Genomic DNA, 26892 nt, shown 5'->3' on the forward strand with positions numbered 1-26892 from the left:
ATGACGCTCGCAATCCCAGTACGGAACCTGGCAGGCGGATGTTTCATGCCGGCTCGATCAAGTGAATGTGATCGAAACCGCTTGATTGCCGCCTGTCAAAAAAAGGAGGCCCGGAAGGATGTTCCGGGCCTCAAGGCGTGAGCCCCTTTCGAGAGCGTCACGACGGGATCTTGGGAGGAATTCCGGGCCGGCGGGAGGAGGATCCGCCGGCCCCAGGGGGCAATTCCGAGAAAAGTGTGAAACCCTCCGGAATTGCGCCCAGGTAAGGACAAGGGCAGCCTTACGGCACCACTTCGCCATGCTGGGTGACGTCGAGACCTTCTACCTCTTCCTGGGTGGACGGACGCAGGCCGACCAGCGCCTTGACGATGTAGAGGATCACGAAGGTGGCGATCGCCGTCCACAGGATGGTGAAGACAATGCCGTAGAGCTGCTTGCCGACAGAGGCGTCCTTGCCGAGCGCGTTGATGGCCGGATCGGCGAGCGCGCCGGTGAGCAGAGCGCCGACTACACCGCCGACACCATGCACGCCGAAGGCATCGAGCGAGTCGTCATAGCCGAGCGCATGCTTGAGCTTGACCGCCGACAGGTAGCAGATGACGCCGGCGAGGATACCGACGATGAAGGCGCCGGTCGGGTTGACGAAGCCGGAAGCCGGCGTCACCGCGACGAGGCCGGCAACGGCGCCCGAGATGATGCCGAGAACCGAAGGCTTCTTGGCGACGATCCATTCGGCGAACATCCAGGCGAGCGCCGCCGCGGCGGTGGCGACCTGCGTGTTCATCATCGCGGCGCCGGCGAGGCCGTCTGCGGCAAGTTCCGAACCGGCGTTGAAGCCGAACCAGCCGACCCACAGCAGCGAGGCACCGATCACCGAATAGACGAGATTGTGCGGCGCCATGTTGGTTGTGCCGTAGCCTTCGCGCTTGCCCAGCACCAGCGCGCAGACCAGGCCGGCGACACCGGCGTTGATGTGGACGACCGTGCCGCCGGCGAAGTCGAGCACACCGGCGGTGCCGAGGAAGCCGCCGCCCCATACCCAGTGGGCGATCGGCGCGTAGACGAAGACCAGCCACAGGCCCATGAAGATCAGCAGCGCCGAGAATTTCATGCGCTCGGCGAAGGCGCCGGCGATCAGCGCCGGCGTGATGATTGCGAAGGTCATCTGGAACATCGAGAAGACGAACTCGGGAATGTTCGAGACGCCCGGCAGCCAAAGCGTCGAGACGGTGATGCCGTGGTGGAAGAAGCGCGAGAAGCCGCCGATATAGGCATTCAGCGATGCCGATTCATTGGTGGTGAAGGCGAGCGAGTAGCCAAACATGAACCACAGCACCGTCACCAGACAGGTAATGGCGAAGCTCTGCATGATCGTGGCGAGCACGTTCTTCTTGCGCACCATGCCGCCGTAGAACAGCGCCAGGCCTGGAATGGTCATCATCAGCACCAGTGCCGTCGAGGTCAGCATCCAGGCGGTATTGCCGGTGTCGAGCACAGGTGTCGGCGCTGGCGCGGGGGTGGTCGTCGCGGCCGGCGCGGCTGTCTGCGCGAAGGCGGCGGCGGTGCTCAGCGCTACGAAAGCGAGCGAAGCGGCCGCGCGTCCCGCCGTCTTCAAGTTGGAAGGAATATTCATTGAACTCTCCGTTGGAATGGATGGTCGCCGCTCAGAGCGCGTCGGTGTCTGTTTCGCCGGTACGGATGCGCACCGCCTGGTCGATGCCGAAGACGAATATCTTCCCGTCGCCGATCTGGCCGGTTTTGGCGGCCGAGGTGATGGCTTCGACAGCCTTGTCGACCATGTCGGCGCCGACCGCGACCTCGATCTTGATCTTAGGCAGGAAGCTGACCGCGTATTCCGCGCCGCGATAGATTTCCGTGTGCCCCTTCTGACGCCCGTAGCCTTTGACTTCGGTGACGGTCAGGCCCTGGATGCCGACGGCGGTGAGCGCTTCGCGCACCTCGTCGAGCTTGAACGGCTTGATGATTGCCATCACGATTTTCATAAGGTTTCACCCTTTGCTGTTGCGGTCCCCCGCGTTTGCACACCTACACCGATCCCGAGGAGAGCCGGAGAGTGCCCGACAGGATTCAAGCTCCGTGCCAATTGCCGAAGCAGGGCGTTAACCTGTTGTAAACAAAGGGACAGAGCGGCCCGCGCACATCATTTGTGCGCGGTCGCATCGAGTCGCACGATCAAAAAATAGGCAAAATTTCAAAAATGCCTACTTGGCAGGCATCAACCAGAAGCCGGCTCAGCGCTTGAGTCGGATCAGGCCCTCCTGGGCGACCGAAGCGATCAGCGTTCCGTCCCGCGCGAACAGCAAACCGCGGGTGAAGCCGCGCGACCCTTGCGTCGACGGGCTGTCCTGATTGTAGAGGATCCAGTCGTCCAGCGAGTGGCTGCGGTGGAACCACATGGCATGGTCGAGGCTGGCAGCCTGGATGTCGCGATCGAAGATGGCGCGGCCATGCGCGAACGTCGAGGTGTCGAGCAGCGTCATGTCGGAGAGGTAGGCGAGGACAGCCGCCTGTATCGCACGGTTTTCGGGCACCGGGCCGGTGGTGCGGATCCAGATGTTCTGCTGCGGCTCCAGCTTCTCGCGGCTCGTATAGTGCTTCAGCATCACCGGCTTCATTTCGATCGGCCGGTCGCGATCCCAGTAGCGACTGATGCCTTCCGGCACCGCTTCGCCGAATTTGCCGAGCAGCTCGCGCTGAGACAGCAGCGTGTCGGGCGCCGGCACGTCGCGCGGCATCGGCATCTGGTGCTCAAGGCCAATCTCGTCCTGCTGGAACGAGGCCTCTAGCGAGAAGATCGCCTGGCCATGCTGGATCGCCACGACGCGGCGCGTGGTGAAGGAGCCGCCGTCCCGGATGCGGTCGACCTCGTAGACGATCGGCAGCTTGGTGTCGCCGGGTCGCATGAAATAGCCGTGCAGCGAATGCACATGGCGCTCCGGTTCCACGGTGCGCTGCGCGGCGACCAGCGCCTGGGCGATGGTCTGGCCGCCGAAGACGCGCTGCCAGTCGACCTTTGGACTGCGACCACGATACAGATTGTGTTCGAGCTGCTCGAGGTCGAGAATGTCGAGAAGCTCGTCCATGGCCGCCGTCATGTCTGAAATCCTTCAAGGATGCGCCATGGCCGGTTTCGGACAGGATGTGCGGCCAGTCAAGGCCGCAAGCGGCGGCCCGACGAAGCCGCGAAAGGATGATGCCATGGTCGACCGCAAGCCGGATGGAGCAAAAACCGATGCGAACCGCGAAGCGCCGCTTGACGTGCTCATCGCCGGCGCGGCCTATGTCGGCCTCACCGCGGCCGTGTCGCTGAAGCAGGCGCGGCCGGGCCTCGCCATCGCCGTCGTCGAGGCCGCTCCTGCAGGCGTCTGGCAGCGGGATGGCCGCGCCTCGGCCATCGCCGCGGCCGCCGGCCGCATGCTGGAACAGCTCGGTGTCTGGGATGAGATCGCGCCGGAAGCGCAGGCGATCACCGAAATGATCATCACCGACTCGCGCGCCGCCGACCCGGTGCGCCCGGTGTTCCTGACCTTCGACGGCGAGGTGGCGCCGGGCGAGCCTTTCGCCCACATGGTAGCCAACCGTGACTTGAACGGCGCGCTGCGCCGCCGCGCCGAAAAGCTCGGCATCGATATCATCGAAGGCGTCGCGGTCAGCGCCTTCGACGTCAACGGCGCCGGCATCACCGTGCACCTGGCCGACGGCGCGACGCTGAAGGCGCGGCTGCTGATTGCCGCCGACGGCGTCAACTCCAGGCTGCGCGACATGGCCGGCATCAAGACCGTCAAATGGGAATACGGCCAGTCCGGCATCGTCTGCACGGTGGCGCATGAGCGCCCGCACAACGGACGCGCCGAGGAACATTTCCTCCCCGCCGGCCCGTTCGCGACACTGCCGCTGAAGCCGGGCAAGGATGGAACCAACCGCTCGTCGATCGTCTGGGTGGAGCGCACGCAAGATGCCAAGGCGCTGGTCGAGGGCGACGAGTTTGTCTTCGAGCACGATCTGGAGCAGCGCTTCGGCCTGAAGCTCGGCGAAATAAGGGTCGTCGACAAGCCGCGCGCCTGGCCGCTTGGCTTGACGCTCGCCCGCGCCTTCGTCGCGCCGCGCATCGCGCTCGCCGGGGACGCCGCCCATGGCATCCACCCGATCGCCGGCCAGGGCCTCAATCTCGGCTTCAAGGATGTCGCCGCGCTCGCCGAAGTTATCGTCGAGGCTGACCGTCTCGGCCAGGACATCGGCGCGCTCGACGTGCTCGAGCGCTACCAGCAATGGCGCCGCTTCGACACGCTGCAGATGGGCGTCACCACCGACGTCTTGAACCGGCTGTTCTCCAACGACATCGGTCCGCTGCGCGCCGTGCGCGATCTCGGCCTGGGGCTGGTCGAGCGCATGCCGAAGCTCAAGGATTTCTTCATCCGCCAGGCCTCAGGCCTCTCCGGCGACACGCCGAGGCTACTCAGGGGTGAAGCGATCTGATCTGTGTTGCAGTGACGCCGAAAATTCAGGTCAGGCCGAGTCGGAGTCGAAGAAGGGCGCGAAGCGACCAAACTGGGCGGGTACCGAGAACCGGCGCGGAGCGTACTTGCAGTACGTGTTGGGGTGGACGGCCCCCGACGGCATCACAATGTGCCAGAATGAGGTCGTTGCAGATCTCATCAAGGGACCTGCGCCTATGACCCCGGTATGTCGTAGATCGCCCTGACCTCGACGGTGCCGAGCTCGGCCAGCGGAATGCGTTCCGCGATCTTCAGCGCCTCGGCAAGGTCGGCCGCCTCGACCATGACGAAGCCGAGCAGCTGCTCCTTGGTCTCGGCGAACGGCCCGTCGGTCACCAGCGCCTTGCCCTTGCGCCGTCTCAGCGATTTCGATGTCGTCACCGATTGTAGGGCCTGCGCGATGACCAGCTTGCCTTGCCTGCCGAGTTCCCTGTCATAGGCAAGCGAGTCGGCATCGAGCCTGGCCGCCCGTTCCGGGGTAAGCGCGTAAAGGTCCTTCTCCTCGCCATAGACCAGCAGGACATATTTCATTTCGAGCTCCCTTGGGTGGCCGCGTTATAAGAGGCAAAGGCAGCGGTGTCAGTTTTGCTTGCCGTGGCCATGTGATCGAGCAGGCATGCCGACACTCCGACAATAGCGATGGCCGCAACCAGTCGACCGAAACCGGGCGCCGGCGGATCCAGCCAGAACTCCTCCGCTCGCCGGGCATTTCGCTCCGGCTTTCCCCAGATCGCAACAAACAGATTGTCCATCTCATATCTCCATCGGCCGCGAGTGGCCGCCCGCAGGACGGCCGGGCCGATGGGAAGTCGACATTTTTGCGCGCAAATTTTTTGAGATTTTTTCGGCCGGCCCAACACCCCGACGGGAAAGCGCGTCGAGATTGAGGTCAGGCGGTCTCACCCGAATCTCAACATGCCGTGGATGGCCTTCCGCCGCGTCCGCGCTATAGTTCAGGAGAACGCCGGCGGCCGCCGACGCAACCCCGACAGACCAGGAGGACTCCATGGACCGCACCGCAAACGCCGTCTGGAAAGGCAATCTGAAAGAGGGCAAGGGCACGCTGGATACCCAGAGCGGGACACTGAAGGGAACGCCTTATTCGTTCAAGGCGCGCTTCGAGGATGAGAGCGGCAAATCCGGTACCAATCCGGAAGAGCTGATCGCGGCGGCGCATGCCGGCTGCTACGCCATGCAGCTGTCGCATTTCCTTGCCGAAAACGGCACGCCCGCCGCCGAGCTCGACGCCAAGGCGGTGGTGACGCTGGTGCCCGGCACCGGCATCACCGGCAGCGCCATCACCCTGGTCGGCAAGGTGCCCGGCATCGACGCGGCGAAGTTCAAGGAACTGGCCGAGAAAGCCAAGGCCGAATGCCCAGTGTCGAAAGCCCTTGGGGCCATCAAGGTGTCGCTGGACGCAAAGCTCGCGTAGCGGCGCCTTCTAGCCGCCGGCAGGCATTCCTTCGCCCCTCTCTGCCCTGCCGGGCATCTCCCCCTCAAGGAGGAGATTGGCAGCTCGATTGCCGGCTCTCCTCTTTCAACGTCGGCGATTGGCCAACAACGTCGTGGCGAACAACGTCGGCGATTGGCGAAACCCGCCGTGGCATCTGATCTCCCCCGCGAGGGGAGATGTCCGGCAGGACAGAGAGGGGGCCTCGTGCCAACGCTTCTAGTGAGAGCTACAAGCCCAACGCTTCGATCTTCGCCCGCAATGCCGCGACCTCTTCCTCCAGCGCCCTGATGCGCGACTCGAGGTCGGAGTCTGCTGTCGCCGCCGGCTGCCACGGCGCCGCGACGGCCGCGGCTTCCACCGGCCCGCTCAGCAAATGAACGTACCGCTCCTCGCGCTGGCCCGGCGCCCGTTCGAGCAGTTGGATCAGCGGCGGGCGGCGGCCGATCATCAGGTCGAGATTGTCGCGAAGTTCCTCGATCGAGGCGAAACGCGCCATCCGCTCGGAGCGCGCCAGCAGTTCATGCGCCGTCTGCGCGCCGCGCAGCAGCAAAAGCCCGATCACCGCGATCTGCGGCGTGGTCAGCGAAAAGCGCTGCGCCATCAGATGCTCGTAGCGCTCGACGCGCGAAGCGAAGGCCTGGCGCACCAGCCCTTTCTGCTCCAGCGTGCTCAGCGCCCGCCGGATCTCGGTCAGCTCCAGCACCATGACAGGCTCGCGCGCCGTCTTCTGGTTGGCGGCTGCGTGCGCGCCGTTCAGCGTCAGCGGATAGACGTCCGGCGTCAGCTCCTTCTTCTCGATCAGCGAGCCGAGGACACGGGCTTCCACCGGTGAGAGGATGGGGAGATCGGTCATTGAGTTGCCTATCCTTTGAGGCTGGAGGGACAGCACCCCCTTTGGCCTGCCGGCCATCCCCCGCAAGGGGGAGATCAGCAGTTGCAGCGCCCCTCGCCCGTTATTGCAACGCTGAAGATTAGCGAAAGCCGGAATGACAAGCCAATCTCCCTCCTTGCGGGGGAGATGGCCCGCAGGACAGAGGGGGGTGTGACGGATCGCTACTTTTGCAATTCGGAAGCGATCACCGCTAGTACTAAACCCTTCGCTCCACCATCATCTTCTTGATCTCAGCGATCGCCTTCGCCGGATTGAGCCCCTTCGGGCAGGTCTGCGCGCAGTTCATGATGGTGTGGCAGCGGTACAGCCGGAACGGGTCTTCCAGATTGTCGAGCCGTTCGCCCTTGGCCTCGTCGCGGCTGTCGATCAGCCAGCGATAGGCCTGCAGCAGCGTCGCCGGGCCGAGATAGCGGTCGCCGTTCCACCAGTAACTCGGGCAGGACGTCGAGCAGCAGGCGCACAGGATGCACTCGTAGAGCCCATCGAGCTTCTCGCGATCCTCGTGGCTCTGCAGCCATTCCTTGGCCGGCGTCGGCGAGACCGTCTTCAGCCACGGCTCGATCGAAGCGTGCTGGGCGTAGAAATTGGTGAGGTCGGGCACAAGGTCCTTGATCACCGGCATATGCGGCAGCGGGTAGACCTTCACCGCGCCGGAAATGTCCTCGGCGCCCTTGGTGCAGGCGAGCGTGTTCGAACCGTCGATGTTCATGGCGCAGGAGCCGCAAATGCCTTCGCGGCAGGAGCGGCGCAGCGTCAGCGTCGGGTCGATCTTGTTCTTGATCCACAAAAGCGCGTCCAGCACCATTGGCCCGCAATCGTCCATGTCGACGAAATAGGTGTCCATGCGCGGGTTTCCGCCGTCGTCCGGCGACCAGCGGTAGATGCGGTATTCGCGCAGGTTGGTGGCGCCCTCCGGCTTCGGCCAGGTCTTGCCCTGCTGGACTTTGGAATTCTTGGGAAGCGTGAGTTCGACCATTACCTGCGGTCCTTTCGGATGACGAGCTTCAGCCCGGACCAGATTTCGTTGACGGCGGCGACCTTGACGTCGACCAGATCGCCCTTCAGCGCCTCCGACCGGATCACATCCTCGGTGACGTCGGTCGTCACTTTCGAGGCCTTTTTCGGCCAGGAGACCCAGACCATGCCGTCGCGCTTGATCGCCGTCTCGATGCCGGAAAGGCCATCCTCGATCTCCGCCCGCTGCCGGGCGAACGCATGCACGGCGTCGTATTTGCGGCTGCCCGAGATCGCCGACCATTTCGGCAGCCGATCGACCGTGGCAAAGGACACCGCTTCGGCCAAATCGTCGAGTTCCGGCGGCAGCGCGATGAAGGCGACAACCATGCCGTCCTCCAGGCCGAGCTTGGCAGGAAGGGGCGTGCCGGAATATCCCGCTGCCGCCAATGCCATGGTCAATACACCCTGGCCTTCGGCGCGATCTTGGCCGGGTTGATGCCGCCGTCCTTTTCCGCCAGCAGCGTCTCGGTATGCACCGGCCGGTAGGTGAGTGTCACCTTGCCGTCCTCGCTGACATGGGCCAGCGTGTGCTTGCGCCAGTTGGCGTCGTCGCGGGCCGAGAAATCCTCCCGCGCATGCGCGCCGCGGCTCTCCTTGCGCGCCGCGGCGCCATAGACCGTGGTGATCGCGTTGGCCATCAGGTTTTCCAGCTCCAGCGTCTCGACGAGGTCGGAATTCCAGATCATCGAGCGGTCGGTGACCTTGATGTCCTTGAGTTCGCCCCAGATCTCGGAAACGCGTTTGCAGCCTTTGTCGAGCGAATCCTGCGTGCGGAACACGGCGGCGTCTTCCTGCATCGCCCGCTGCATCTTCTCCCTCAGCACCGCCGTCGGCGTCGAGCCGTTGGCGTGGCGCAGCCTGTCGAAGCGGTCCATGATCTTTTCGACCGAGGCCGCGTTGGGCGAAGGGATAGGCGAATTGCGGTCGATCACCTCGCCGGCGCGGATGGCCGCGGCACGGCCGAAGACGACAAGATCAATCAGCGAGTTGGAGCCCAGCCGGTTGGCGCCGTGCACGGACGCGCAGGCGGCCTCGCCCACCGCCATCAGACCGGGCAACACGCGATCCGGGTTCTCAGGCGTCGGGCTGAGCACTTCGCCCCAATAATTGGTCGGCACGCCGCCCATATTATAGTGGACGGTCGGCAGCACCGGGATCGGCTCCTTGGTGAGGTCGACGCCGGCGAAGATCTTTGCCGATTCGGAAATACCGGGCAGCCGCTCGTGCAGCACCGCCGGATCGAGATGGTCGAGATGCAGGAAGATGTGATCCTTTTTCGGCCCTACGCCGCGGCCTTCTCGGATCTCCATCGTCATGCAGCGCGAGACCACGTCGCGCGAGGCGAGGTCCTTGGCGGACGGCGCATAGCGTTCCATGAAGCGCTCACCCTCGGAATTGACGAGATAGCCGCCTTCGCCCCGCGCACCTTCGGTGATCAGGCAGCCGGCGCCGTAGATCCCGGTCGGGTGGAACTGCACGAACTCCATGTCCTGCAACGCGAGCCCCGCTCTTGCCGCCATGCCGCCGCCATCTCCGGTGCAGGTATGCGCCGAAGTGGCGGAGAAATAGGCGCGGCCATAGCCGCCGGTCGCCAGCACCACCATCTTGGCCGAGAAGCGGTGGATGGTGCCGTCATCGAGGTTCCAGGCCACCACGCCGGTGCAGGTGCCGTCCGGTTCCGTGATCAGGTCGAGCGCGAAATATTCGATGAAGAACTGCGCATTGTTCTTCAGCGACTGGCCGTAGAGCGTGTGCAGCATGGCATGGCCGGTGCGGTCGGCAGCCGCGCAGGTACGCTGCACCGGCGGGCCTTCGCCGAAATTCATCATCATGCCGCCGAAGGGCCGCTGGTAGATCTTGCCCTCTTCGGTGCGCGAGAACGGCACGCCGTAATGCTCGAGCTCGTAGACCGCCGCGGGCGCCTCGCGCACCATATATTCCTGCGCGTCGATGTCGCCCAGCCAGTCCGAGCCCTTGACGGTGTCGAAGAGGTGCCACTGCCAGTTGTCAGGGCCCATATTGGCGAGCGAGGCGGCGATGCCGCCTTGCGCGGCAACCGTGTGCGAGCGGGTCGGGAACACCTTTGTGATGCAGGCGGTGCGCAGCCCCTGCTCGGCCATGCCGAGCGTGGCGCGCAGGCCGGCGCCGCCGGCGCCGACGATCACCACATCGAATCTGTGGTCGACAAAATTATAGGCCGAAGCCGTGTTTGCGTTGGCCAAGACGTCAGCCTCCGAATGCCAGTTTGAGCAAGGCAAACAGCGAAGCGACGCCGACTGCCACGCAGAAGAAGGTGTTGAGCGCGATCAGCGCCAGCTTCATGCCTTCGCCATGCACATAATCCTCGATGATCACCTGCATGCCGATGCGCATGTGATAAAGCGGCGAGATCAGCACCAAACCGAGCATGACCGCCACAAACGGGTTCGCAAGCGCGGCCCGCACCTCCGCGTAGCCGTGGCCGTTGATCGCGATCAGGAAGCCGCCGAAGAACAGGATCAAAGGAATGTTGGCGACGGCGGTCAGCCGCTGCCGCCAGAAATGCCCGGTCCCTTCGCGGGCCGAACCGAGGCCGCGGACCCTCGCCAGCGGCGTGCGCATGTCCGAATTGTGCGCGTTCATCAGAAAGCTCCCCTTGCCGTATAGCCCGCTATCCAGATCAGGAGCGTCAGCACGATCGAGCCGGCGAGCGTCGCCCAGGCGATCCTGGACGCGGTATGTTTTTCCAGTCCCGCGCCGGTGTCCCAGATGAGGTGGCGCAGCCCGCCCAGCATGTGGTGCATCAGCGCCCAGGTGTAGCCGAAGAGAACCAGCCTGCCGAGCCACGAACCGAAGGCCCAGTCGACCCAGTCGAAGGCGGCCTGCGAGCTCGAAGCGGCGATCAGCCACGCCGCCACCAGCAGCGTTCCGAAATAAAGTGCGCCGCCGGTGATCCGATGGATGATCGACATCGTCATCGTGATCGGCGGCCGGTAGATCGTCAGATGCGGCGAGAGCGGCCGTTCACGTCTGGCAACTGCGCGGGTGGCTGGTGATTTGCTCATGGCTGCCCCAGTTCGGCGTCCCGGATGTCGCCATCGAGGAGCAGCGTTTTCCGCCCTCTTATATGGCTCCGGACAGGCGGTTTCTAATGCTCTTTTTGCACCGCGTCAAAGCCGGAAAATCGTTTTGGAAACATCATTTAGTCTGACAAATTGACGGCCGCGCGCTTCAATCGATTAGCGGCTGTTTCGAAGTTGGCGCAATGTTCGCTGCATCGCAGCAAGATCGCGCGCCGGATGGATTGAGATTGAGGTCAGGGCGTTTGCAGGCCGGCCTCATCTGAAGATCAGCCCACCCGCTACCTCCTGCAGGCCTGCGGGGTGGATCCTCTCTTCATCACCAGCGCCTCGCGACCATCGATCACGATTGCGTCATGCGTAGCCGCTTCCTGATAGCGGCTGCTCTGGTTGGCCGGCGAGGCCGCGAACTCCTCAGCTGCGCCGTCCGGCCGGACCACACGCAGCGACGAGCCGAGATTCTGGATGGTGATCATGCCCCCATTACGGCATCTGTAGGTGGCCGTCCCGATACCGGATCGCGGCACGGTAAGGTCGGTGATGATCTTCGTTGCCTGGGGTGCGGGCGTCTTGGGCGTCGCGGATCCCTGCGGCATTTGGGTTGCGGAAGGCGCTGGTGTCGCGGGTGCGGCGGAGGGCGGTGCCACGGCAGCCGACACCGCGGGCGACGCGGCATTTGCCGCCTTCGGTGCGTTGTACTGGGGCACGCAGGCCGCGGCCGCGAGAAGCAGCGGGATCGTCATCGACACCCGAACCGTGTGGCCAAAGCTCATGCGCTGTCCCTTTCGTGCGCGGCACGCTACAGCAAATCCGTGAGAAGCGCGAACGGTCAGGTTCGGCCCCTTCGCCATGGCCTCGCCCGGAAGTGCGTCAAAACAAAGAGATAGGCGGTTGCCGTTGCTGTGAGACGACGGACTGCTCTAGCCGTGCGCCGCGGCAAGATCAAGTTCACCCGGGCGTCGGCCCGGCTCCCACCGGCCGACCCTTCGCACCAACCTGCCCCGGAAATTAACCATGTTCCTTAAGAAGCGGCGCCGAAAGCCTACCGGCTCTTAACAAAGGTTAAGAAAGGGTTAATTTCTGATTCGGACCGAATCCAAAGCGCGATCCGCCGCGCCATCAAGGGAGAACGACATGCGTTCGAATACAGTGCGGGCAAGCCTTGCCGCAGCAGTGCTGGCGGGGCTGGTGTTGGCGATCGCCGCGCCGGCCGAAGCGGGGTTGCGCCATCACGACCGCGTCTACGCTGATTCTTTCGGCAACCTCGTCATCGACAGCGCGGCCGGCTACAAACGCATCATCGTCGGCGAGGGCAAGCTCGCCGGGAAACTTTCCGAATTCACCAGCTCCGGTCAGCCTGATGTCGTCTATGACGACACGGACGAGCCCGGCGCGCCCGGCTGCTACCAGCCGCCCGTGCTGGTCAAGGGCCGCTCCTATATGTACGGGCTTTCCGACGGCGAGATGCCCAATCTCAGCCCTTGCCGTTGAAGATCGTCGGCGTTTGGCGCCGCCTGAGCGCGCCTGACAGGCGCACGCAGTCGCGGCCGGCATTCTTGGCTTCGTAGAGCGCGGCGTCGGCGCGCCGCAGAAGATCCGCAAAACCCTCGTCGGCGGCGAGCTCGGCCACGCCGAAGCTTGCGCTGCAGCGATGGTCGGCCGGCAGGCCCTCGATCGGCAAGGCGCCAAAGGCGTTGCGCGCGCCCTCGGCAAACAGCCTCGCCGCGGCAAGGTTGGTGCCCGGCAGGATGATGGCGAATTCCTCGCCGCCGATACGGCCGGCGACATGGTGCTCGGCGGCGGCTTCGCGCAGGAAGCCGGCGAAGGTCTCGATCACGCGATCGCCGCAGGCATGGCCGTAGCTGTCGTTGATGCTCTTGAAATAATCGAGATCTGCGATCACCAGCGCCACAGGCACGCCGCGCCGGACGGCGTCCCGCATCGCAAGGTCCGCGTGGCGCTCGAAGCCGCGGCGGTTGAAGAGCCGTGACAAAGCATCGGTTTCCGATTTCGAGGTCGCTTCGTTGAGCGCGTCACGCACCAGGACGGCAAGCGCAAGCAACGCCAGCGCCAGCCCGAACACGGTGCCGAGCGATTGCGACACAAGCGCGTAGGCCGTCTGCACATAGGCCTGCGGGTCGGCGCCCCACCCGCCCAGCGCACCCGCGATCAACGGCTTTGAGGCAAACTGCACGGCGCTGGCGCCGAGCACCAGCGCGAGCACATGGTCCAGCCATGCAAGCCTCTGCCGGGAGGACAGCACGATGCCGAGCGCGGTGAGCTGCATGGCGGCATAAGGAAGCTGGTAGGCCATCATCCGCGCCAACGACTGGCGCGGCAGGTCCTGCACCAGATAGACGGCAACCGAGGCGACGACCAGAAAGCAGAGCATCGGCACCCAGGGCGGCCGCACACCATATTTGTGGGCCAGCCCGCCATTGAAGGCGATGGTGGCACCGAGGAACACGGCAAAGGCGGCAACGACCGGCAACCTGGCGTCCGCGAAGGCGGGAATGCTGAATTCGATGGCGAAATAGGCCATGCCGAGCACGTAGCTGAAGGCAAGCCAGCGGGCCGACACGCGTCCGGTGCCATGCACGGCAATCGCCATGAACGCCGCGGCCAGCAGACCGGCGACGAGCATGTTGATCATCAGGACGAAGTCGGCGCTGCCCATGTCTGCTCCTTGCCCGGGAGATAATCATCTACCGGCGAAAATCACGTTAACGCCAGGCATGGCGGAAGGACCGCGGACTTTTGCGATTGGCTGAAAGGCCCGTCTGGTCGTCAGAGCATTTGGAACGCCGCTTAGAGGTCAATGGCAATCGCCTTGGTTCCACGACTGGCCGAGCCATCCCTCCGATCGTCATCCACAGTCGAAGCAAGGAGCGAAGCGCAGCGCGCAGACCCGTGGATAACGAAGGCGCGGGTGTCCACCTGCCTCAGACGGCCGCGAGCGGCTCGGCGACGAACGTCGTTTCGGGCCTCTCGTAGGAAAGCCGCACGCTGTTGCGGCCGTTCTTCTTGGCCTTGTAGAGCGCCTCGTCGGCGCGTCGCATCAAGGGCATCAGCCCTTCCCTGCCGGAGCGGGCGGCGACGCCGAAGCTGGCGGTGACCCTGATGCCGGGCGGCAGGCCGTCGATCGAGCTGGCCGAATAGAAGGTACGGATCGCCTCGGCGAAGAGCCTTGCCGCTCCCAGGTCGCTGAGCGGCAGAAGCACGGCGAATTCTTCGCCGCCGATGCGGCCGGCGGCTCCGCGCGCGCCGGTGGCGGAACGCAGCTTCGCGGCGAAGTCGGCGATCACCCGGTCGCCGGCCTCATGCCCGTACTGATCGTTCAGTGCCTTGAAGTGGTCGAGGTCGGCCAGCACCAGGGCGACGGGAAATCCTGCCCTCGCACACTGATCGAGCAGCAGGCTGGACCGCTCCTCGAAGCCGCGGCGGTTGAGGATGCCCGAGAGCGGATCGGTGTGGGTCTCCGCCTTGAGCGCCTTCATCACGTCGAGCGCCGCTGCGGTGAACAGGCAAAGCGCGATCAGCAGCGACAGCAGCGCGTGCAGCAGCAGCGCAGTCGTCCAGTAGGACGAGGTATAGAGCTGGTCGTAGCTCTTGAACGGTCCGTTCGCGATGATGACGGCCAGCGTCCGCACGAAGAAGTTCAGCCCGGAAAGCAACGCCAGCACGAACAGCATTTTCTCCGTCGGACCATTGCCACGCACCACGCGCAGTTCGGCGGCGGCCAGAAGACTGACGCCGCCAAGCGCGAAATTGACGACGAGGATGCGCCATGTCAGGTCCGGCTGAACGAACAGAAACCAGCTGAACGCGGCCATACCGCTTCCCGCCAGCACGCCGATCCCGATATAAGGGACGGGCCGGCCGTGGCGCGCGACGATGGCGCCTACCAGACAGGACCCCGCAAGGCAGAAGCACAGATTGGAGAGGAACTTGGACGGCGCCAGCCCGACCGGAAGGGTGAAGTGCTGGAATAGGAACCCGCCTGCGGCGAACGCATAGCTTGCCGCCAGGACCGCGAGGTAGGGCCGGTGGTGCTGATAGCACCACAGCACGAGGAACGCAGCGCCAAGCGCCAGCGCTATCGTCGGATTGAGCAGCGCTATGAGCAGACCGGTGTCCAAAGGACTGCGACTTTCCCCAACTTACCCAACGGGAGATACTAGGACTTAAGCGCAAACAAGCGGTTAAGCCCTCTCGGCAAATACGTCGCAAAGCCATGCGGAACCGGCCTGCCGGAGCGGCGTTGTCCGGCCAGACTGGAGACGCCACACAGGAGACGATTGCGATGGCCGACACGATCACTTTGACCGATCACGATGAAATTCGCTCCTGGGCGGCGGCGCGCGCCGGCTTCCCGGCCATCGTCGACGTCTCGCCGGAGGCTGGAACGCAAGCCATGCTGCGGCTGGTTTTTGGACAGCAGGCCTACGAAGACACCGACCGTCCTGAACGTCCGATCAACGCCGGCGGCTACGAGCTTGTCGAATGGGACGAATGGTTCAGGATCTTCGACGAGCGGCAGCTGGCTCTGGTCGTCGCCGCCGACGAGCCCGGCCGGCGCGAGGAGTTTCACGAGATCATTCGCAGATAGATCGCTGAAAATGCAAAAGGCCCGGAAGTCGCGACCGGGCCTTTCTGGGGACGGGGCCGCCGTTACTTCCAGTCGCGGATGTCGACGAAGTGGCCGGCGATCGCGGCGGCCGCCGCCATGGCCGGAGACACCAGGTGGGTGCGGCCCTTGAAGCCCTGCCGGCCCTCGAAATTGCGGTTCGAGGTCGAGGCGCAGCGTTCATGCGGCTTCAGCCGATCGTCATTCATGGCCAGGCACATCGAGCAGCCCGGCTCGCGCCAATCGAAGCCAGCGGCGACGAAGATCTTGTCGAGGCCTTCGGCCTCGGCCTGTTCCTTGACCAGTCCGGAGCCGGGCACGATCATGGCGTTGACGCGCGGATTGACCTTCTTGCCCTCGACCACCTTGGCGGCGGCGCGCAGGTCCTCGATGCGGCCATTGGTACAGGAGCCGATGAAGACGCGGTCGAGTTCGATATCGGTGATCTTGGTTCCGGGCGTCAGGCCCATATATTCCAGTGCCCGATGCTTGGAGGAACGCTTGTTCTCGTCCGTGATGTCTTCGGGATTCGGCACGATGCCCTGCACCGAGACGACGTCCTCCGGCGAGGAGCCCCAGGAGACGATCGGCGGCAGCTTCGCCGCGTCGAGCACGATCACCTTGTCGAAATGCGCGCCTTCGTCCGACTTGAGCGTCTTCCAGTAGGCAAGCGCCGCATCCCAGGCGGCGCCCTTCGGCGCGCGCGGCTTGTCCTTGACATAGGCGAAGGTCGTCTCGTCCGGCGCGATCAGGCCGGCGCGCGCGCCCGCCTCGATCGACATGTTGCAGATCGTCATACGCCCTTCCATCGACAGCGAGCGGATCGCTTCGCCCGCATATTCGATGACATAGCCCGTGCCGCCGGCCGTGCCGATCTCGCCGATGATGGCGAGGATGATGTCCTTGGCGGTGACGCCTTCGGGCAACTGGCCGTCGACGCGCACCAGCATGTTTTTGGCCTTGCGCTGGATCAGCGTCTGGGTAGCGAGCACGTGCTCGACCTCCGACGTGCCGATGCCATGCGCGAGCGCGCCGAAGGCGCCATGCGTCGAAGTGTGGCTGTCGCCGCACACGATGGTCATGCCAGGCAGGGTGAAGCCCTGCTCGGGCCCGATGATGTGGACGATGCCTTGGCGGACGTCGTTCTCGGAGTAGTATTCGATGCCGAAATCCTTGGCGTTCTTGGCCAGCGCCTCGACCTGGATGCGGCTTTCCTCGTTCTTGATGCCGAACTTGCGCTCGGGCGAGGTCGACACATTATGGTCGACCACGGCCAGCGTCTTTTCCGGATGCCGGACCTTGCGGTTCGACATGCGCAGGCCTTCGAAGGCCTGCGGGCTGGTGACCTCGTGCACGAGATGGCGGTCGATATAGAGCAGGCAGGTGCCGTCGTCCTGGCGGTCGACGACGTGGTCGTCGAAGATCTTGTCGTAGAGGGTGCGCGGTGCGCTCATGTGCGTAAATCCGTCGATATCAGAATGGGAAAAGCACGCCGGCAGTCCGGCGCGACGACTGCGTCAGTCGGGTCAGTTAAGTCGGCTGGTCAGCGCGCCGCAAACGCGCGCGGAGAAACGCGACGGCAGGCGCTTCCTGTCCTGCAGCACGAAACCCTTGTAGGCCGGATCGCTGAAAAGCTTTTCCATGGCGGCGTAGATAGCAATGTTTTGGCTTTTCGGCAATTGCGGCGCGGCGCATCCCTTCTCCCCTTGTGGGAGAAGGTGGCCGCGATGCGGCCGGATGAGGGGTGCTCCAGGGAATGCCAGCGTCTCACTCCGCTGGAACACCCCGCATCCGTCTCGGCGCTGCGCGCCGATCCACCTCCCCACAAGGGGGAAGGAGAGGCTGGCGCTTACATCACCTCAAACACAAACGTCTTCACCAGCGCTTCCGGGTCGCCGATCGCATAGCAGCGGAACCATGGGCTCTGCTCCACCAGCCGCCATTTCCCCGCCTGCGTCAGCTCATCGAACACCGCCTGGAACCCGCCGCTCTCGAAAACCTGGTCGCGCACGGTGAAGATGGCGTGGCCGCCGCTTTTGGTGATGCGCACCAGTTCGTGCAGGCCGGAAGCCGGCGCATGGCCGATGGTGAAGACGCCGGTTGAGAAGAAGGCGCGAAAATGCCGATCCGGCCAGGGCACCGGGCCGCCGAGCATCGCCTTCTTCAGCTCGCCATAGGCCGGCTTGCTGCCGGCCTGGCGGCTGCCGGCGATCTTCAGCATGTCGTCGGAGAGGTCGAGCCCAGCGATCTCTCCATAGCCAAGCGCCTTCAGCGACGGACCAGACAGGCCGGTGCCGCAGCCGGCGTCGAGTAGCGGGCCCTCGCCCGCCGGCACATACCGCGCCACCCAGGCGGTGATCAGGAACGGCAGGAGATAGCCGAGCGAGCCGGTCTCGATGTCATAGGTCGCGGCCCAGTCGGCATAGGCCTTGGCGAGCCCCTCCGGCGAGTCGGCCGAATAGACGGAATCCAGCGCCGCATTGGCCTTGTCGAAATTCATGGGCGCGTCCTCCGCGATGATGAGCGGAGGGATCGTAGCGCGGACTTTTGCCGCCGGCTATTCCCCGTGTTGCCGGCGCAGCCGCTGCTCCAGCCCCCGCAACGCCAGCGACAGGCCGACGGTCAGGATGAGGTAGATATAGGCGACGATCGAATAGGTCTCGAAGAAGCGGAACGAGCCGGCGGCATAGACCTTGCCGATCTGGGTGATGTCGGCCACGCCAAGCACGGAGACCAAGGAAGAATCCTTGACCATGGCGACGAAATCGTTGCCGAGCGGCGGCAGGATCATGCGGATCGCCTGCGGGAACACGATCAGCCTGAAACGCTGCGCGCGGGTAAGACCAAGCGCCTTGGCGGCTTCAATCTGGCCCTTCTCGACCGACTGGATGCCGGCGCGGAACACCTCCGAGATGAAGGCCGAATAGCCGATGGTCAGCGCCATGATGGCGCGCCAGAGCAGCGAGACATCGCGCACCAGCAATTCGCCGATCAGCCCGGCGCTCTGCAGCGGCGCGGTCAGCGCATTCCAGGCGGCGACGAAGGCCGGCGCGCCGGCAAAGGCGATCCAGAACAACAGCACCAGGATCGGCACGCCGCGGATGATCTCGATATAGAAGCGCGCGATCTGGCGCAGCCACTGCGATCCCGACAGCGCCATGAGCGCGATGCCGAGCCCAAGCGCCGAGGCTAAGGCGAAAGCGACCGCGGTGACGAAGATGGTGATGCCGATGCCCTTGACGACGGTGGCGAAGACCTCGGCATAGAGATCGCTGGACGCGATGGCGAGGGCGGCAGCCAGTGCGAGGACGGCCGCGGCGGCAAGCCACCAGGGGAATTCGGGTTTGGAGGAGGTGGGTGCGGACATCAGTTCCCGACGCTGGCGAATAGATGCCTTCGGAAGAATTGCTGATCTCCCCCCTTGCGGGGGAGATGTCCGGCAGGACAGAGGAGGGTGTGAAGGAATGAGGCCTTTGCGGACTTCGGCCCGCCACTGTCGCGCGTCACTGGCTGCAACAGCGCCTACTGCCCCATCTTGTAATCGAGGAACCACTTCTTGTTGAGCTTGTCGAACGTGCCGTCGGCCTTGAGCGACGCGATGGCGGCGTTGACCGGCTTCACAAGGTCCGAGCCCTTCGGAAAGATGAAACCGAAATCCTCGGTGCCGAGCGGGCCGCCGATCAGCTTCAACTTGCCTTCGGAAGCGTCGACATAGCCTTTGCCGGCAGTGCCGTCGGTGAGCACGACGTCGACGTCGCCCGCTTTCAGCGCCTGCACGGTCGCGCCGAAGGTCTCGAACAGCTTGATGCGCGGGTTCTGCTCGTTGCCGTCGAGCACGCTGTAGACGGCGGTGTAGAAGGGCGTGGTGCCAGGCTGGGCGCCGATCAGCCCGTCCTTGAAGGCGCCGAAGGTCTTGGCGTCGGTGAATCGGCTTTCATCGCCGCGCACCAGCATGAACTGCTCCGAGCGCATATAGGGGTCGGAGAAGTCCACCTTCTCCTTGCGATCGTCCTTGATGGTGATGCCGGTCATGCCGAGGTTGTACTGGTTGTCCGAAACCGCCTGGATCATCGCGTCCCAGGAGGTGTTCTGGTACTCGACCTTGAAATTCAGCCGCTTGGCGATCTCGTCCATCGCGTCATATTCCCAGCCGATCTGCTTGCCGGTCTTCTTGTCGATGAACTGCAGCGGCGGATAGGCGTTTTCCGTCACCACCACGACCTTCTTGCCGCCGAGATCGGGCAGATTGTCGGCGAGCGCGGCGACAGGCGCGAGAAGGCAGGCCACCAGGGCGGCCAGCAGCAATTTCGACTTGGTCATGACAAACTCCCCGAACGTGATTGGCCGCACGATCCCCGCGCGCCAGGACAAATCAGGCGCCGACTTTAGCTTGCCGCAGGCGCCTTGCAAGCCGGCCCACTGCGACGTTGCGCACCAAAGGCAAATCCGATGCTCTTCGCGGATCGTTTTGAGGATGGCCGTTGCCGCGCTCAGTCGTGACCGGCGGTGGCCTCGCGCAGACCGGCGACCAGGCGCGTCAGCGTGCCATGCAGCGCTTTGAGCTCGGCCCGCTCCAGCGGCATCGCGCAGCTCAGCCCCTCCTGCACGTCCTTCATCTTCGCCCGCAGCGCCTGACCCTTCGCGGTCGGTTCTACCAGCACCCGCCGCTCGTCGGCGGCATCGCGCCGGCGCGTCACGAGGCCGCCCGCTTCCATGCGCTTGATCAGCGGCGTCAGCGTCGCCGAATCGAGCCCCAGTGCCGCGCCGAGCTCGCCGATCGTGCTCGGCGAATGCTGCCACAACGCCAGCATCGCCAGATATTGCGGATAGGTGAGGCCGAGCGGGTCGAGCAGCGGCCGGTAGAGCTTGGTCATCAGCCCGCTCGCCGAATAGAGCGCGAAGCAGAGCTGCTGGTCGAGACGTGGCACGGCGATAGCCCCGGCATCCTGCGCCGGGGCTGGCTTGGCCATGGTTTCGGTTGCCGTCGTCATGCTGCCTTTGCCGGAAGTGCTGTGGTGGACAGCGCCACGTCGATATTGCCCCGGATAGCGTTGGAATAGGGGCAGACCTTATGCGCTTCCGATACAAGCGCATCGGCGCCCGCCTGATCAAGCCCCTTGATCTCCGCCGCCAGCGCGACGCCGAGGCGGAAGCCGCCCTGGTCGTTCGGATAAAGACTGACGGTGGACGTGATCGAAGCGTCCTCGAGCGGCAGCTTCTGCTGGCGGGCGATGAAGCGCACCGCGCTCTCGAAGCAGGCCGCATAGCCGACCGCGAAAAGCTGTTCCGGATTGGTCGCGCCGCCCTTGCCGCCAAGTTCCTTCGGCATCGCGAGGTCGACCTTGAGCAGGCCGTCGCTGGTTTCGCCGTGACCGTTGCGGCCGCCGCTGACGTGAGCCTGGGCGGTGTAGAGTGCAGACATTTTTATCTCCATTTGATTTGTACACGATTATTTAGTGTACAAGATAATTGGATGTCAACGATGGCGGCGCGGTTTTCCTGCGGCAAGCGATCACAGCTCAGTGAAAAACGAAAAAGGCGGCCGAAGCCGCCTTTCCGAACCAATGCTGTCGAAGCGCCTTATTCGGCCGAAGCAGCCTCGGCGGCGGCCTTCTTCTCGGCGGCTTCCTTGGCAGCCGTCTCGGCGGCCAGCGCCTGGGCGGCGGCAACCTTCTCGGCCTCGATGCGGGCGCGCTCGGCGTTCAGCGCATCACGCTCTTCGTCGTTCAGCTTGCGGGCGCGCACGCCGGTGTTTTCCGAAATGCGGGCCGACTTGCCGCGGCGGTCGCGCAGGTAATAGAGCTTGGCGCGGCGCACCTTGCCGCGGCGCACGATCTCGACGCCCTCGACCATCGGCGAGTAGACCGGGAAAACGCGCTCGACGCCTTCGCCGTAGGAAATCTTGCGGACGGTGAAATTCTCCTGGAAGCCGGAGCCGGAGCGGGCGATGACGACGCCCTCATAGGCCTGGACGCGGGTGCGGCTGCCTTCGGTGACGCGCACCTGGACACGCACGGTGTCGCCCGGCTGGAATTCGGGCAGCTTGCGCTTGGCTTCGATCTTGGCGGCCTGTTCGGCCTCGAGCTGACGGATGAGATCCATCTCAAATATCCACTTCTTGTTCTTCCGACAGTCAGAGCGTCCTCACTCGCCTTGCAGTTCCAACGACCGCTCGGCTATGCCCTTTGTCGAAACATCGAGCAGGGACGGCTACACCGCCATTTGTTGACGGGTCCAGAAGATCGTTCTTCCGGTTCGGGCGGCGACATACAGCTATTTCGGCGCTTTGTCACGTCCAAATGCATGTCGCCCAGAGGTGTGCGGGGTTCTGGGGCGACGACATGCATCAAAAAAGGGACTTTAAGGCATATTTTTTGCGCTCCTGGTACCATCTTATTGCCTCGTGCCGGGTTGCGCGAGCCCGCCAAGCTTTCTAAGCCGGGAACGTGTATTCCCGGGCCTTCCCTCCATGACGTTTTCCGATGCCGTCCTGCTCTTCCTCGCGGGCTTTGCCTCTGGCGCCGCCAACGCGGTCGCCGGCGGCGGCACTTTCCTCACCTTTGGCGCCATGACGCTGGTGGGCCTGCCGCCGATCGTCGCCAACGCCACCTCCTCGGTGACGCAGCTGCCGGGCTATATCACCTCGACGCTCGCCTACTGGACCGATATCCGGCATTTCTGGCGCGGCGCCCTGCTGCTTTGCCTGATCTCGGCCCTCGGCGCGCTGGCCGGCTCGCTCGTTCTGCTCGCGCTCTCCAACCCGTCCTTCCGGGCCCTCGTGCCTTGGCTGCTGATCGCCGCGACCGCCCTGTTCGCCGCCGGGCCGTGGCTGAAACCGGCGGCCGGCCCGGCGCATCAGGCCTCGGTCGGCTCGCTCGCCGGTTCGATCGCGCAATTCGCGACCGCGGTCTATGGCGGCTTCTTCGGCGCCGGCATGGGCGTGATGATGCTCGCCACGCTCGGCCTGACGCAAGCCGGCGATTACCACCGGCTCAACGCCTTGAAGAACATGCTGTCCATCGTGATCGCGGTTGTCGCCATCCTGGTCTTCGTTTCGGGGGGCGTTGTCGCCTGGCTGCAAGCGATCGTCATGATCCCGGGCGTGGCGCTCGGCGGCTATGCCGGTGTCTGGATCGCCAAGCGCGTGCCGCAAGGCGTCGTGCGTGGCTTCGTCGTCGCCGTTGGCCTGCTTCTGGCTCTGTACTATTTCACCAACAGCTGAGGCGTACCGCCAAGCAAGTCAGGCCGCCGCTCCCGCGTCAGCTTCTCGGCCTCGGCGCGCCGCCATTCGGCAATCTTCTTGTGGTTGCCGGAAATCAGCACGTCCGGGATCGGCCTGCCCTCGAATTCCTGCGGCCGCGTATAGTGCGGGTGCTCGAGCAGGCCGTTTTCGAAACTCTCTTCCTCGCCGGACACCGCATTGCCCATGACGCCGGGCAGAAGCCGCACCACGGCGTCGAGCAGCACGAGCGCCGCCGGCTCGCCGCCCGACAGGATGAAATCGCCGACGGAAACTTCCTCTAATCCCCGCGCGTCGATCACCCGCTGGTCGACGCCCTCGAAACGTCCGCACAGGATGACGACGCCAGGCCCGGCGGCAAGCTCGCGCACGCGGGCCTGGGTCAGTGGTTTTCCGCGCGGGCTCATCAGCAGCCTTGGGCGCTCATCGCCCGGCGGCGAGGCGTGGTCGATGGCCCTCGCCAGCACATCGGCGCGCATCACCATGCCGGCGCCGCCGCCGGCCGGCGTGTCGTCGACCGTGCGATGCCTGTCGGTGGCGAAATCGCGGATCTGGATCGCTTCCAGCGACCATGTGCCGGCTTCCAGCGCCCGTCCCGCCAGCGACAGGCCGAGCGCGCCCGGAAACATCTCCGGATAGAGCGTCAGCACCGAGGCGGCAAAGCTCACCGGTTGCCCCCTGCATCCTTGGGTCCGCGCGGCCTGCCTTTCGGGTCAAAGTCGGAATGACCCGGCTCTTCGCCCTCATCGTTATCGACCAGTCCCGCCGCCAGCGGATCGACCTCGACGAAACCGTCGGCGATCGAGACATGCGGCAACGCGGCCTGGGTGAACGGGATCAGCACGCCCTTGCGGCCGGCAAGCGTGACATCGAGAATGTCGCCGCCACCGAAATTGTGCACGGCGACGACCTTGCCGATGACGCCGGTGTCGTCCCGGACGTCGAGCCCGATGAGATCGGCATGATAGAACTCGTCCTCCTCGCCATCGTCAGGCAACACCGAACGGTCGACGAAAAGCTCCGTGCCGGCCAAGGCCTCGGCGGCATTGCGGTCACCGACGCCCTTGAAACGCACGACGACGACTGTGCCCGCCGGCCTGATATCGGTGATGTGAAAGGCACGGCCGTCTTTGGCATAGAGCGGACCGTAGTCGGCCAGCGCCAGCGGGTCGCCGGTGAAGGTTTTCACTCTGAGTTCGCCCTTGATGCCGTGTGCAGCACCGATGACGGCCATCTGTACGGGGTTTTCGAGCTTCGACATGGCGGCACTTCCTTTGCCTTGCTCTAGCCTCCTGACGCCATCATTTCAATGAGGCCCTCTTCACCGCTTCCTAACCCGCATGCATGACAATGCCGTCATGCAGGAATTCCTCATCCCGGCCAAACCCGACCTCCAGGCGGCTCGCGAGACCTGGCTGAAAACGCTCGCGCATGAGCGCCGGCTGTCGCCGGAAACCGTCGAAGCCTATGAACGCGACACGCGCCAGTTCCTGCATTTCTTGACCGGACATTGCGGCGGCCCGCCCGGCATTTCCGATATTGCCGACCTGCGCCCTGCCGATCTGCGCGGCTTCCTCGCCAAGCGCCGCAATGACGGCGCCGGCGCCCGCACGCTGGGGCGGGGCCTTGCCGGCATCCGCTCGCTGCTGCGCTTTCTCGAAAAACGCGGCCTCGTCAACGCCGCGGGTGCCGTCGCCCTGCGCGCGCCGCGCCAGCCGAAATCGCTGCCCAAGCCGCTGACGGCAAGCGATGCCAGAAAGGTCGTGGCGATGGAGGGACAGCTCGCGACAGAACCCTGGATCGCAGCCCGCAACGCCGCCGTGCTGACGCTGCTCTATGGCTCCGGCCTGCGCATCTCCGAAGCGCTCAGCCTGAAAGGCGCCGATCTTGCAAGGGAAGCCGACACCGTGCTGCGCGTCACCGGCAAGGGTGGCAAGACGCGGCTGGTGCCGGTGCTGCCGGTGGCCCGCAAGGCGGTCGCGGAATATCGCCGGCTCTGCCCCTTCCACATCGGTCCCGACGGCCTGTTGTTCCGCGGCGCCCGCGGCGGCCTGCTGAACCCGGCCATCGTCCAGCGCGAGATGGCAAAGCTGCGCTCGGCGCTGAACCTGCCGCGCACGGCGACGCCGCATGCCTTGCGGCATTCCTTCGCCACTCACCTGCTTGGCCGTGGCGGCGACCTGCGCACCATCCAGGAACTGCTCGGCCACGCCAGCCTGTCGACGACGCAGATCTACACCGGCGTCGACACCGCAAGGCTGCTCGAAATCTATGACAAGGCGCATCCAAGGGCCTGAGCCTTCTGACTTCGTCATACTAGGGCGGAGCAGGAGCGAAGCTCCGTCCCGGAGACCCTAGTATCCATTTCGTGACGTCGAATGTAGGGCCCGGCGGAGCAGAATTCTGCACCGTTGCGACGCGTTGAGGTCACGGTATGTATCCTCGGGTCTGCGCTGCGTCGCTACGCTCCTTGCTCCGCCCGTGTATGACAATGCGATGGGGCGTTTCGGCCAATCGCCAAAGTATTCGATCCGCCATACCGAGCGAACGTCAAAGCTCACCAGACCAGAAACAATTTCATCGCGCCGATTAACCGTTTTGCCGCTTTTCCTCGCTATGACGGTTCCCATGAAACGCGTCATCGCCATCGCCGACCGCGCGGCCCTTGTCTCGTTGAAGCTGCTCGCGGCGCTCAACCTGCTGTTTTTCCTGTCCTTCATCGTCGTTCTCCTGCTTGCAGGCCGGGCGCATGCCGAAGCGCCGAATTGCGCCGGCACCGATCTGTTGACCGCGCTGGAGAAGAACGATCCAGCCGCCTTCAAGAAGGTCGAGGCCGAGGCAGCGGCCGTTCCCAACGGCAAGGGCCTGCTGTGGAAGCTGGAGAAGCCGGGCGAGAAACCGTCCTATCTGTTCGGCACCATGCACATGACCGATACGCGCGTCACCACGCTGCCGGCCGCCGCGCAGAAAGCCTATGACAGCGCCGGAACCATCGTCATCGAAACCACGGATGCAATGGACAAGGCCAAGATGATGGCCGCGATGGCCAGCGAACCCGGCCTGATGATGTTCACCGACAACACCACGCTGTCGTCGCTGCTGTCGCCGGACGATGCGGCGGCGCTGAACAAGGGGCTCGATGCCCGCGGCATCCCACCGGCGACGGTCGCCAAGATGAAGCCGTGGATCCTTTCGGCGATGATGGCGCTGCCGGCCTGCGAGGTGGCGCGCCAATCCGCCGGCGAACCCGTGCTGGACGTCAAGCTCGCCTCGGACGCCAAGGCCTCGGGCAAGGACGTCGAAGGGCTCGAGACCGCCGTCGGCCAGTTGCGCGCCATGGCCTCGCTGCCGCTCGAATTCCACATGAAGAGCCTGGTCGAGACGATGAAGCTTGGCGACAAGGTCAACGACGTCAACGAAACGATGATCGTGCTGTACCAGCGCGGCGAGGTCGGCATGTTCTGGCCGCTGTTCAAGGCAGTGCTGCCCCAGACCGCCGATGACCAGGCCGGCTATGCCGCCTTCGAGCAGACCATGATCACCAGCCGCAACAAGGTGATGGCCGCGAACGCGATGCCGATTCTTGCCAAGGGCAACGTCTTCATGGCCGTCGGCGCCATGCATCTGCCCGGTCCGGAAGGACTGGTCGAGGATTTTCGCAAGGCAGGGTATAGTGTTACCGCCGCCAACTGAGTCGTCTGGCGGCTGGCGGACCTGAAAACGCCGGTTTTTCAGCGCTTTCCGTCCGTTCGCGTGAAACCCGATGCGGGATCAGCGCGTTGATGGCTGTTATTTTGATGACTTTCATCCAAGGAGGACACGTTTCATGGCGAACCCTAACGACCCCTTCACCCCTTCGAGCCCGCCTCCCCGGTCGGGTGGCGGCGGCAGCGGGTGGCTGATCGCCCTTGTTGTCATTATCCTGGCCATTGTTGCGTATTATGTCTTTGGCAGAAGCGGCGGCCAGCATGCCCCGGCCCCGGCTGAGCCCCCGGCCGCCACCACGCCGGCCCCCGCGCCTGCAGCGCCTGCTCCCGCACCCGCTCCGGCGCCTGCCCCGGCTCCCGCGCCAACTCCGGCACCTGCT

The 26892-nt window shown here is 64.6% G+C and carries 31 protein-coding genes; 7 read left to right on the forward strand and 24 right to left on the reverse strand.

Going from position 1 to position 26892, the window contains the following annotated elements; all coding sequences use genetic code 11:
* Nucleotides 1–280: 280 nt before the first annotated feature.
* The 3 genes from P9272_RS06170 to tesB all read right to left on the reverse strand — a co-directional run bounded on the left by P9272_RS06170 (nucleotide 281) and on the right by tesB (nucleotide 3116).
* A complete protein-coding gene (locus tag P9272_RS06170; protein WP_128258012.1) occupies nucleotides 281–1633 on the reverse strand; it encodes an ammonium transporter in 1353 nt (450 codons plus the stop codon).
* Nucleotides 1634–1664: 31 nt separating this feature from the next.
* A complete protein-coding gene (locus P9272_RS06175; protein ID WP_027169082.1) occupies nucleotides 1665–2003 on the reverse strand; it encodes a P-II family nitrogen regulator in 339 nt (112 codons plus the stop codon).
* Nucleotides 2004–2252: 249 nt separating this feature from the next.
* Entirely contained in the window at nucleotides 2253–3116 is an 864-nt protein-coding gene (gene tesB / locus P9272_RS06180) for an acyl-CoA thioesterase II (RefSeq protein WP_128258013.1), read from the reverse strand.
* 103 nt (nucleotides 3117–3219) lie between these two features.
* Between tesB and P9272_RS06185 the strand changes: the two genes are divergently transcribed.
* Nucleotides 3220–4497, forward strand: a complete 1278-nt coding sequence (locus P9272_RS06185; protein ID WP_278160002.1) for a ubiquinone biosynthesis hydroxylase — start codon at nucleotides 3220–3222, stop codon at nucleotides 4495–4497.
* A 194-nt stretch (nucleotides 4498–4691) separates the two neighbouring features.
* Here P9272_RS06185 and P9272_RS06190 read toward each other — a convergent pair whose 3' ends face one another.
* Complete coding sequence (locus tag P9272_RS06190; protein WP_278159800.1) at nucleotides 4692–5048, reverse strand: YciI family protein; 357 nt, start codon at nucleotides 5046–5048, stop codon at nucleotides 4692–4694.
* A complete protein-coding gene (locus P9272_RS06195; protein ID WP_128258015.1) occupies nucleotides 5045–5269 on the reverse strand; it encodes a hypothetical protein in 225 nt (74 codons plus the stop codon). The genes P9272_RS06190 and P9272_RS06195 overlap by 4 nt, the downstream gene beginning before the upstream one ends.
* A 254-nt stretch (nucleotides 5270–5523) precedes the next feature.
* Here P9272_RS06195 and P9272_RS06200 point away from each other — a divergent pair, with 254 nt between their 5' ends.
* Entirely contained in the window at nucleotides 5524–5949 is a 426-nt protein-coding gene (locus tag P9272_RS06200) for an OsmC family protein (RefSeq protein ID WP_128258016.1), read from the forward strand.
* Nucleotides 5950–6196: 247 nt separating this feature from the next.
* On the opposite strand, the gene P9272_RS06205 is transcribed toward P9272_RS06200, so the two are convergent.
* From P9272_RS06205 to P9272_RS06235, 7 genes are all read right to left on the reverse strand, one after another.
* The gene (locus tag P9272_RS06205) at nucleotides 6197–6823 is read right to left on the reverse strand and encodes a DUF480 domain-containing protein (RefSeq protein WP_278159803.1); all 627 of its coding nucleotides are present in this window, start codon (nucleotides 6821–6823) and stop codon (nucleotides 6197–6199) included.
* 235 nt (nucleotides 6824–7058) lie between these two features.
* A complete protein-coding gene (locus P9272_RS06210; RefSeq protein ID WP_128258018.1) occupies nucleotides 7059–7838 on the reverse strand; it encodes a succinate dehydrogenase iron-sulfur subunit in 780 nt (259 codons plus the stop codon).
* Nucleotides 7838–8272 carry a DUF3052 family protein gene (locus tag P9272_RS06215; protein ID WP_278159805.1) on the reverse strand — a complete coding sequence of 145 codons (435 nt, stop codon included), beginning with the start codon at nucleotides 8270–8272 and terminating at the stop codon, nucleotides 7838–7840. The genes P9272_RS06210 and P9272_RS06215 overlap by 1 nt, the downstream gene beginning before the upstream one ends.
* A 2-nt stretch (nucleotides 8273–8274) precedes the next feature.
* Nucleotides 8275–10101, reverse strand: a complete 1827-nt coding sequence (gene sdhA / locus P9272_RS06220) for a succinate dehydrogenase flavoprotein subunit (RefSeq protein WP_278159807.1) — start codon at nucleotides 10099–10101, stop codon at nucleotides 8275–8277.
* A gap of 4 nt (nucleotides 10102–10105) precedes the next feature.
* Nucleotides 10106–10501, reverse strand: a complete 396-nt coding sequence (gene sdhD / locus P9272_RS06225; protein WP_278159810.1) for a succinate dehydrogenase, hydrophobic membrane anchor protein — start codon at nucleotides 10499–10501, stop codon at nucleotides 10106–10108.
* Nucleotides 10501–10923 (reverse strand): succinate dehydrogenase, cytochrome b556 subunit, encoded by a 423-nt coding sequence (gene sdhC / locus P9272_RS06230; RefSeq protein ID WP_278159812.1) that lies wholly within the window; start codon nucleotides 10921–10923, stop codon nucleotides 10501–10503. The genes sdhD and sdhC overlap by 1 nt, the downstream gene beginning before the upstream one ends.
* Before the next feature lie 296 nt (nucleotides 10924–11219).
* Nucleotides 11220–11711 (reverse strand): hypothetical protein, encoded by a 492-nt coding sequence (locus P9272_RS06235; RefSeq protein ID WP_278159814.1) that lies wholly within the window; start codon nucleotides 11709–11711, stop codon nucleotides 11220–11222.
* Between the two features lie 361 nt (nucleotides 11712–12072).
* Here P9272_RS06235 and P9272_RS06240 point away from each other — a divergent pair, with 361 nt between their 5' ends.
* Nucleotides 12073–12429, forward strand: coding sequence for a hypothetical protein (locus tag P9272_RS06240; RefSeq protein ID WP_278159815.1), 357 nt, complete (start codon nucleotides 12073–12075; stop codon nucleotides 12427–12429).
* Here P9272_RS06240 and P9272_RS06245 read toward each other — a convergent pair.
* Nucleotides 12413–13615: a GGDEF domain-containing protein gene (locus P9272_RS06245; protein WP_278159817.1), complete on the reverse strand. Its 1203-nt coding sequence runs from the start codon at nucleotides 13613–13615 to the stop codon at nucleotides 12413–12415. The genes P9272_RS06240 and P9272_RS06245 overlap by 17 nt on opposite strands.
* Before the next feature lie 265 nt (nucleotides 13616–13880).
* Nucleotides 13881–15077 (reverse strand): GGDEF domain-containing protein, encoded by a 1197-nt coding sequence (locus tag P9272_RS06250; protein WP_278159819.1) that lies wholly within the window; start codon nucleotides 15075–15077, stop codon nucleotides 13881–13883.
* Between the two features lie 164 nt (nucleotides 15078–15241).
* Here P9272_RS06250 and P9272_RS06255 point away from each other — a divergent pair, with 164 nt between their 5' ends.
* Nucleotides 15242–15547, forward strand: coding sequence for a hypothetical protein (locus P9272_RS06255; protein WP_128258027.1), 306 nt, complete (start codon nucleotides 15242–15244; stop codon nucleotides 15545–15547).
* A gap of 62 nt (nucleotides 15548–15609) precedes the next feature.
* Here P9272_RS06255 and leuC read toward each other — a convergent pair whose 3' ends face one another.
* The 8 genes from leuC to rplS all read right to left on the reverse strand — a co-directional run bounded on the left by leuC (nucleotide 15610) and on the right by rplS (nucleotide 21667).
* Nucleotides 15610–17019 carry a 3-isopropylmalate dehydratase large subunit gene (gene leuC / locus P9272_RS06260; RefSeq protein ID WP_127884370.1) on the reverse strand — a complete coding sequence of 470 codons (1410 nt, stop codon included), beginning with the start codon at nucleotides 17017–17019 and terminating at the stop codon, nucleotides 15610–15612.
* 72 nt (nucleotides 17020–17091) lie between these two features.
* Nucleotides 17092–17349 carry a hypothetical protein gene (locus P9272_RS06265; RefSeq protein ID WP_278160009.1) on the reverse strand — a complete coding sequence of 86 codons (258 nt, stop codon included), beginning with the start codon at nucleotides 17347–17349 and terminating at the stop codon, nucleotides 17092–17094.
* A gap of 65 nt (nucleotides 17350–17414) precedes the next feature.
* Complete coding sequence (locus P9272_RS06270) at nucleotides 17415–18065, reverse strand: methyltransferase domain-containing protein (RefSeq protein ID WP_278159823.1); 651 nt, start codon at nucleotides 18063–18065, stop codon at nucleotides 17415–17417.
* 57 nt (nucleotides 18066–18122) lie between these two features.
* The gene (locus P9272_RS06275; RefSeq protein ID WP_278159825.1) at nucleotides 18123–18932 is read right to left on the reverse strand and encodes an amino acid ABC transporter permease; all 810 of its coding nucleotides are present in this window, start codon (nucleotides 18930–18932) and stop codon (nucleotides 18123–18125) included.
* Between the two features lie 155 nt (nucleotides 18933–19087).
* Nucleotides 19088–19885: a transporter substrate-binding domain-containing protein gene (locus P9272_RS06280; RefSeq protein ID WP_278159827.1), complete on the reverse strand. Its 798-nt coding sequence runs from the start codon at nucleotides 19883–19885 to the stop codon at nucleotides 19088–19090.
* A gap of 170 nt (nucleotides 19886–20055) precedes the next feature.
* Nucleotides 20056–20556 (reverse strand): MarR family winged helix-turn-helix transcriptional regulator, encoded by a 501-nt coding sequence (locus tag P9272_RS06285; RefSeq protein ID WP_278159829.1) that lies wholly within the window; start codon nucleotides 20554–20556, stop codon nucleotides 20056–20058.
* A complete protein-coding gene (locus P9272_RS06290) occupies nucleotides 20553–20987 on the reverse strand; it encodes an organic hydroperoxide resistance protein (protein ID WP_128258032.1) in 435 nt (144 codons plus the stop codon). The genes P9272_RS06285 and P9272_RS06290 overlap by 4 nt, the downstream gene beginning before the upstream one ends.
* Before the next feature lie 158 nt (nucleotides 20988–21145).
* Nucleotides 21146–21667, reverse strand: coding sequence for a 50S ribosomal protein L19 (gene rplS / locus P9272_RS06295; RefSeq protein WP_042645484.1), 522 nt, complete (start codon nucleotides 21665–21667; stop codon nucleotides 21146–21148).
* Nucleotides 21668–22034: 367 nt separating this feature from the next.
* Here rplS and P9272_RS06300 point away from each other — a divergent pair, with 367 nt between their 5' ends.
* The gene (locus P9272_RS06300) at nucleotides 22035–22787 is read left to right on the forward strand and encodes a sulfite exporter TauE/SafE family protein (protein ID WP_278159835.1); all 753 of its coding nucleotides are present in this window, start codon (nucleotides 22035–22037) and stop codon (nucleotides 22785–22787) included.
* On the opposite strand, the gene trmD is transcribed toward P9272_RS06300, so the two are convergent.
* Both trmD and rimM read right to left on the reverse strand, forming a co-directional pair.
* Nucleotides 22769–23473: a tRNA (guanosine(37)-N1)-methyltransferase TrmD gene (gene trmD / locus P9272_RS06305; protein WP_128258034.1), complete on the reverse strand. Its 705-nt coding sequence runs from the start codon at nucleotides 23471–23473 to the stop codon at nucleotides 22769–22771. The genes P9272_RS06300 and trmD overlap by 19 nt on opposite strands.
* Nucleotides 23470–24066, reverse strand: a complete 597-nt coding sequence (rimM, locus tag P9272_RS06310; RefSeq protein WP_278159838.1) for a ribosome maturation factor RimM — start codon at nucleotides 24064–24066, stop codon at nucleotides 23470–23472. The genes trmD and rimM overlap by 4 nt, the downstream gene beginning before the upstream one ends.
* A 97-nt stretch (nucleotides 24067–24163) precedes the next feature.
* Between rimM and P9272_RS06315 the strand changes: the two genes are divergently transcribed.
* Both P9272_RS06315 and P9272_RS06320 read left to right on the forward strand, forming a co-directional pair.
* A complete protein-coding gene (locus tag P9272_RS06315) occupies nucleotides 24164–25102 on the forward strand; it encodes a tyrosine recombinase XerC (protein WP_278159839.1) in 939 nt (312 codons plus the stop codon).
* A gap of 331 nt (nucleotides 25103–25433) precedes the next feature.
* On the forward strand, nucleotides 25434–26498 hold the full coding sequence (locus tag P9272_RS06320) for a TraB/GumN family protein (protein ID WP_278159841.1): 1065 nt from the start codon (nucleotides 25434–25436) through the stop codon (nucleotides 26496–26498).
* The last annotated feature ends 394 nt before the right edge of the window (nucleotides 26499–26892 follow it).

Source organism: Mesorhizobium sp. WSM4976, from assembly GCF_029625685.1.
Taxonomy (GTDB): domain Bacteria; phylum Pseudomonadota; class Alphaproteobacteria; order Rhizobiales; family Rhizobiaceae; genus Mesorhizobium.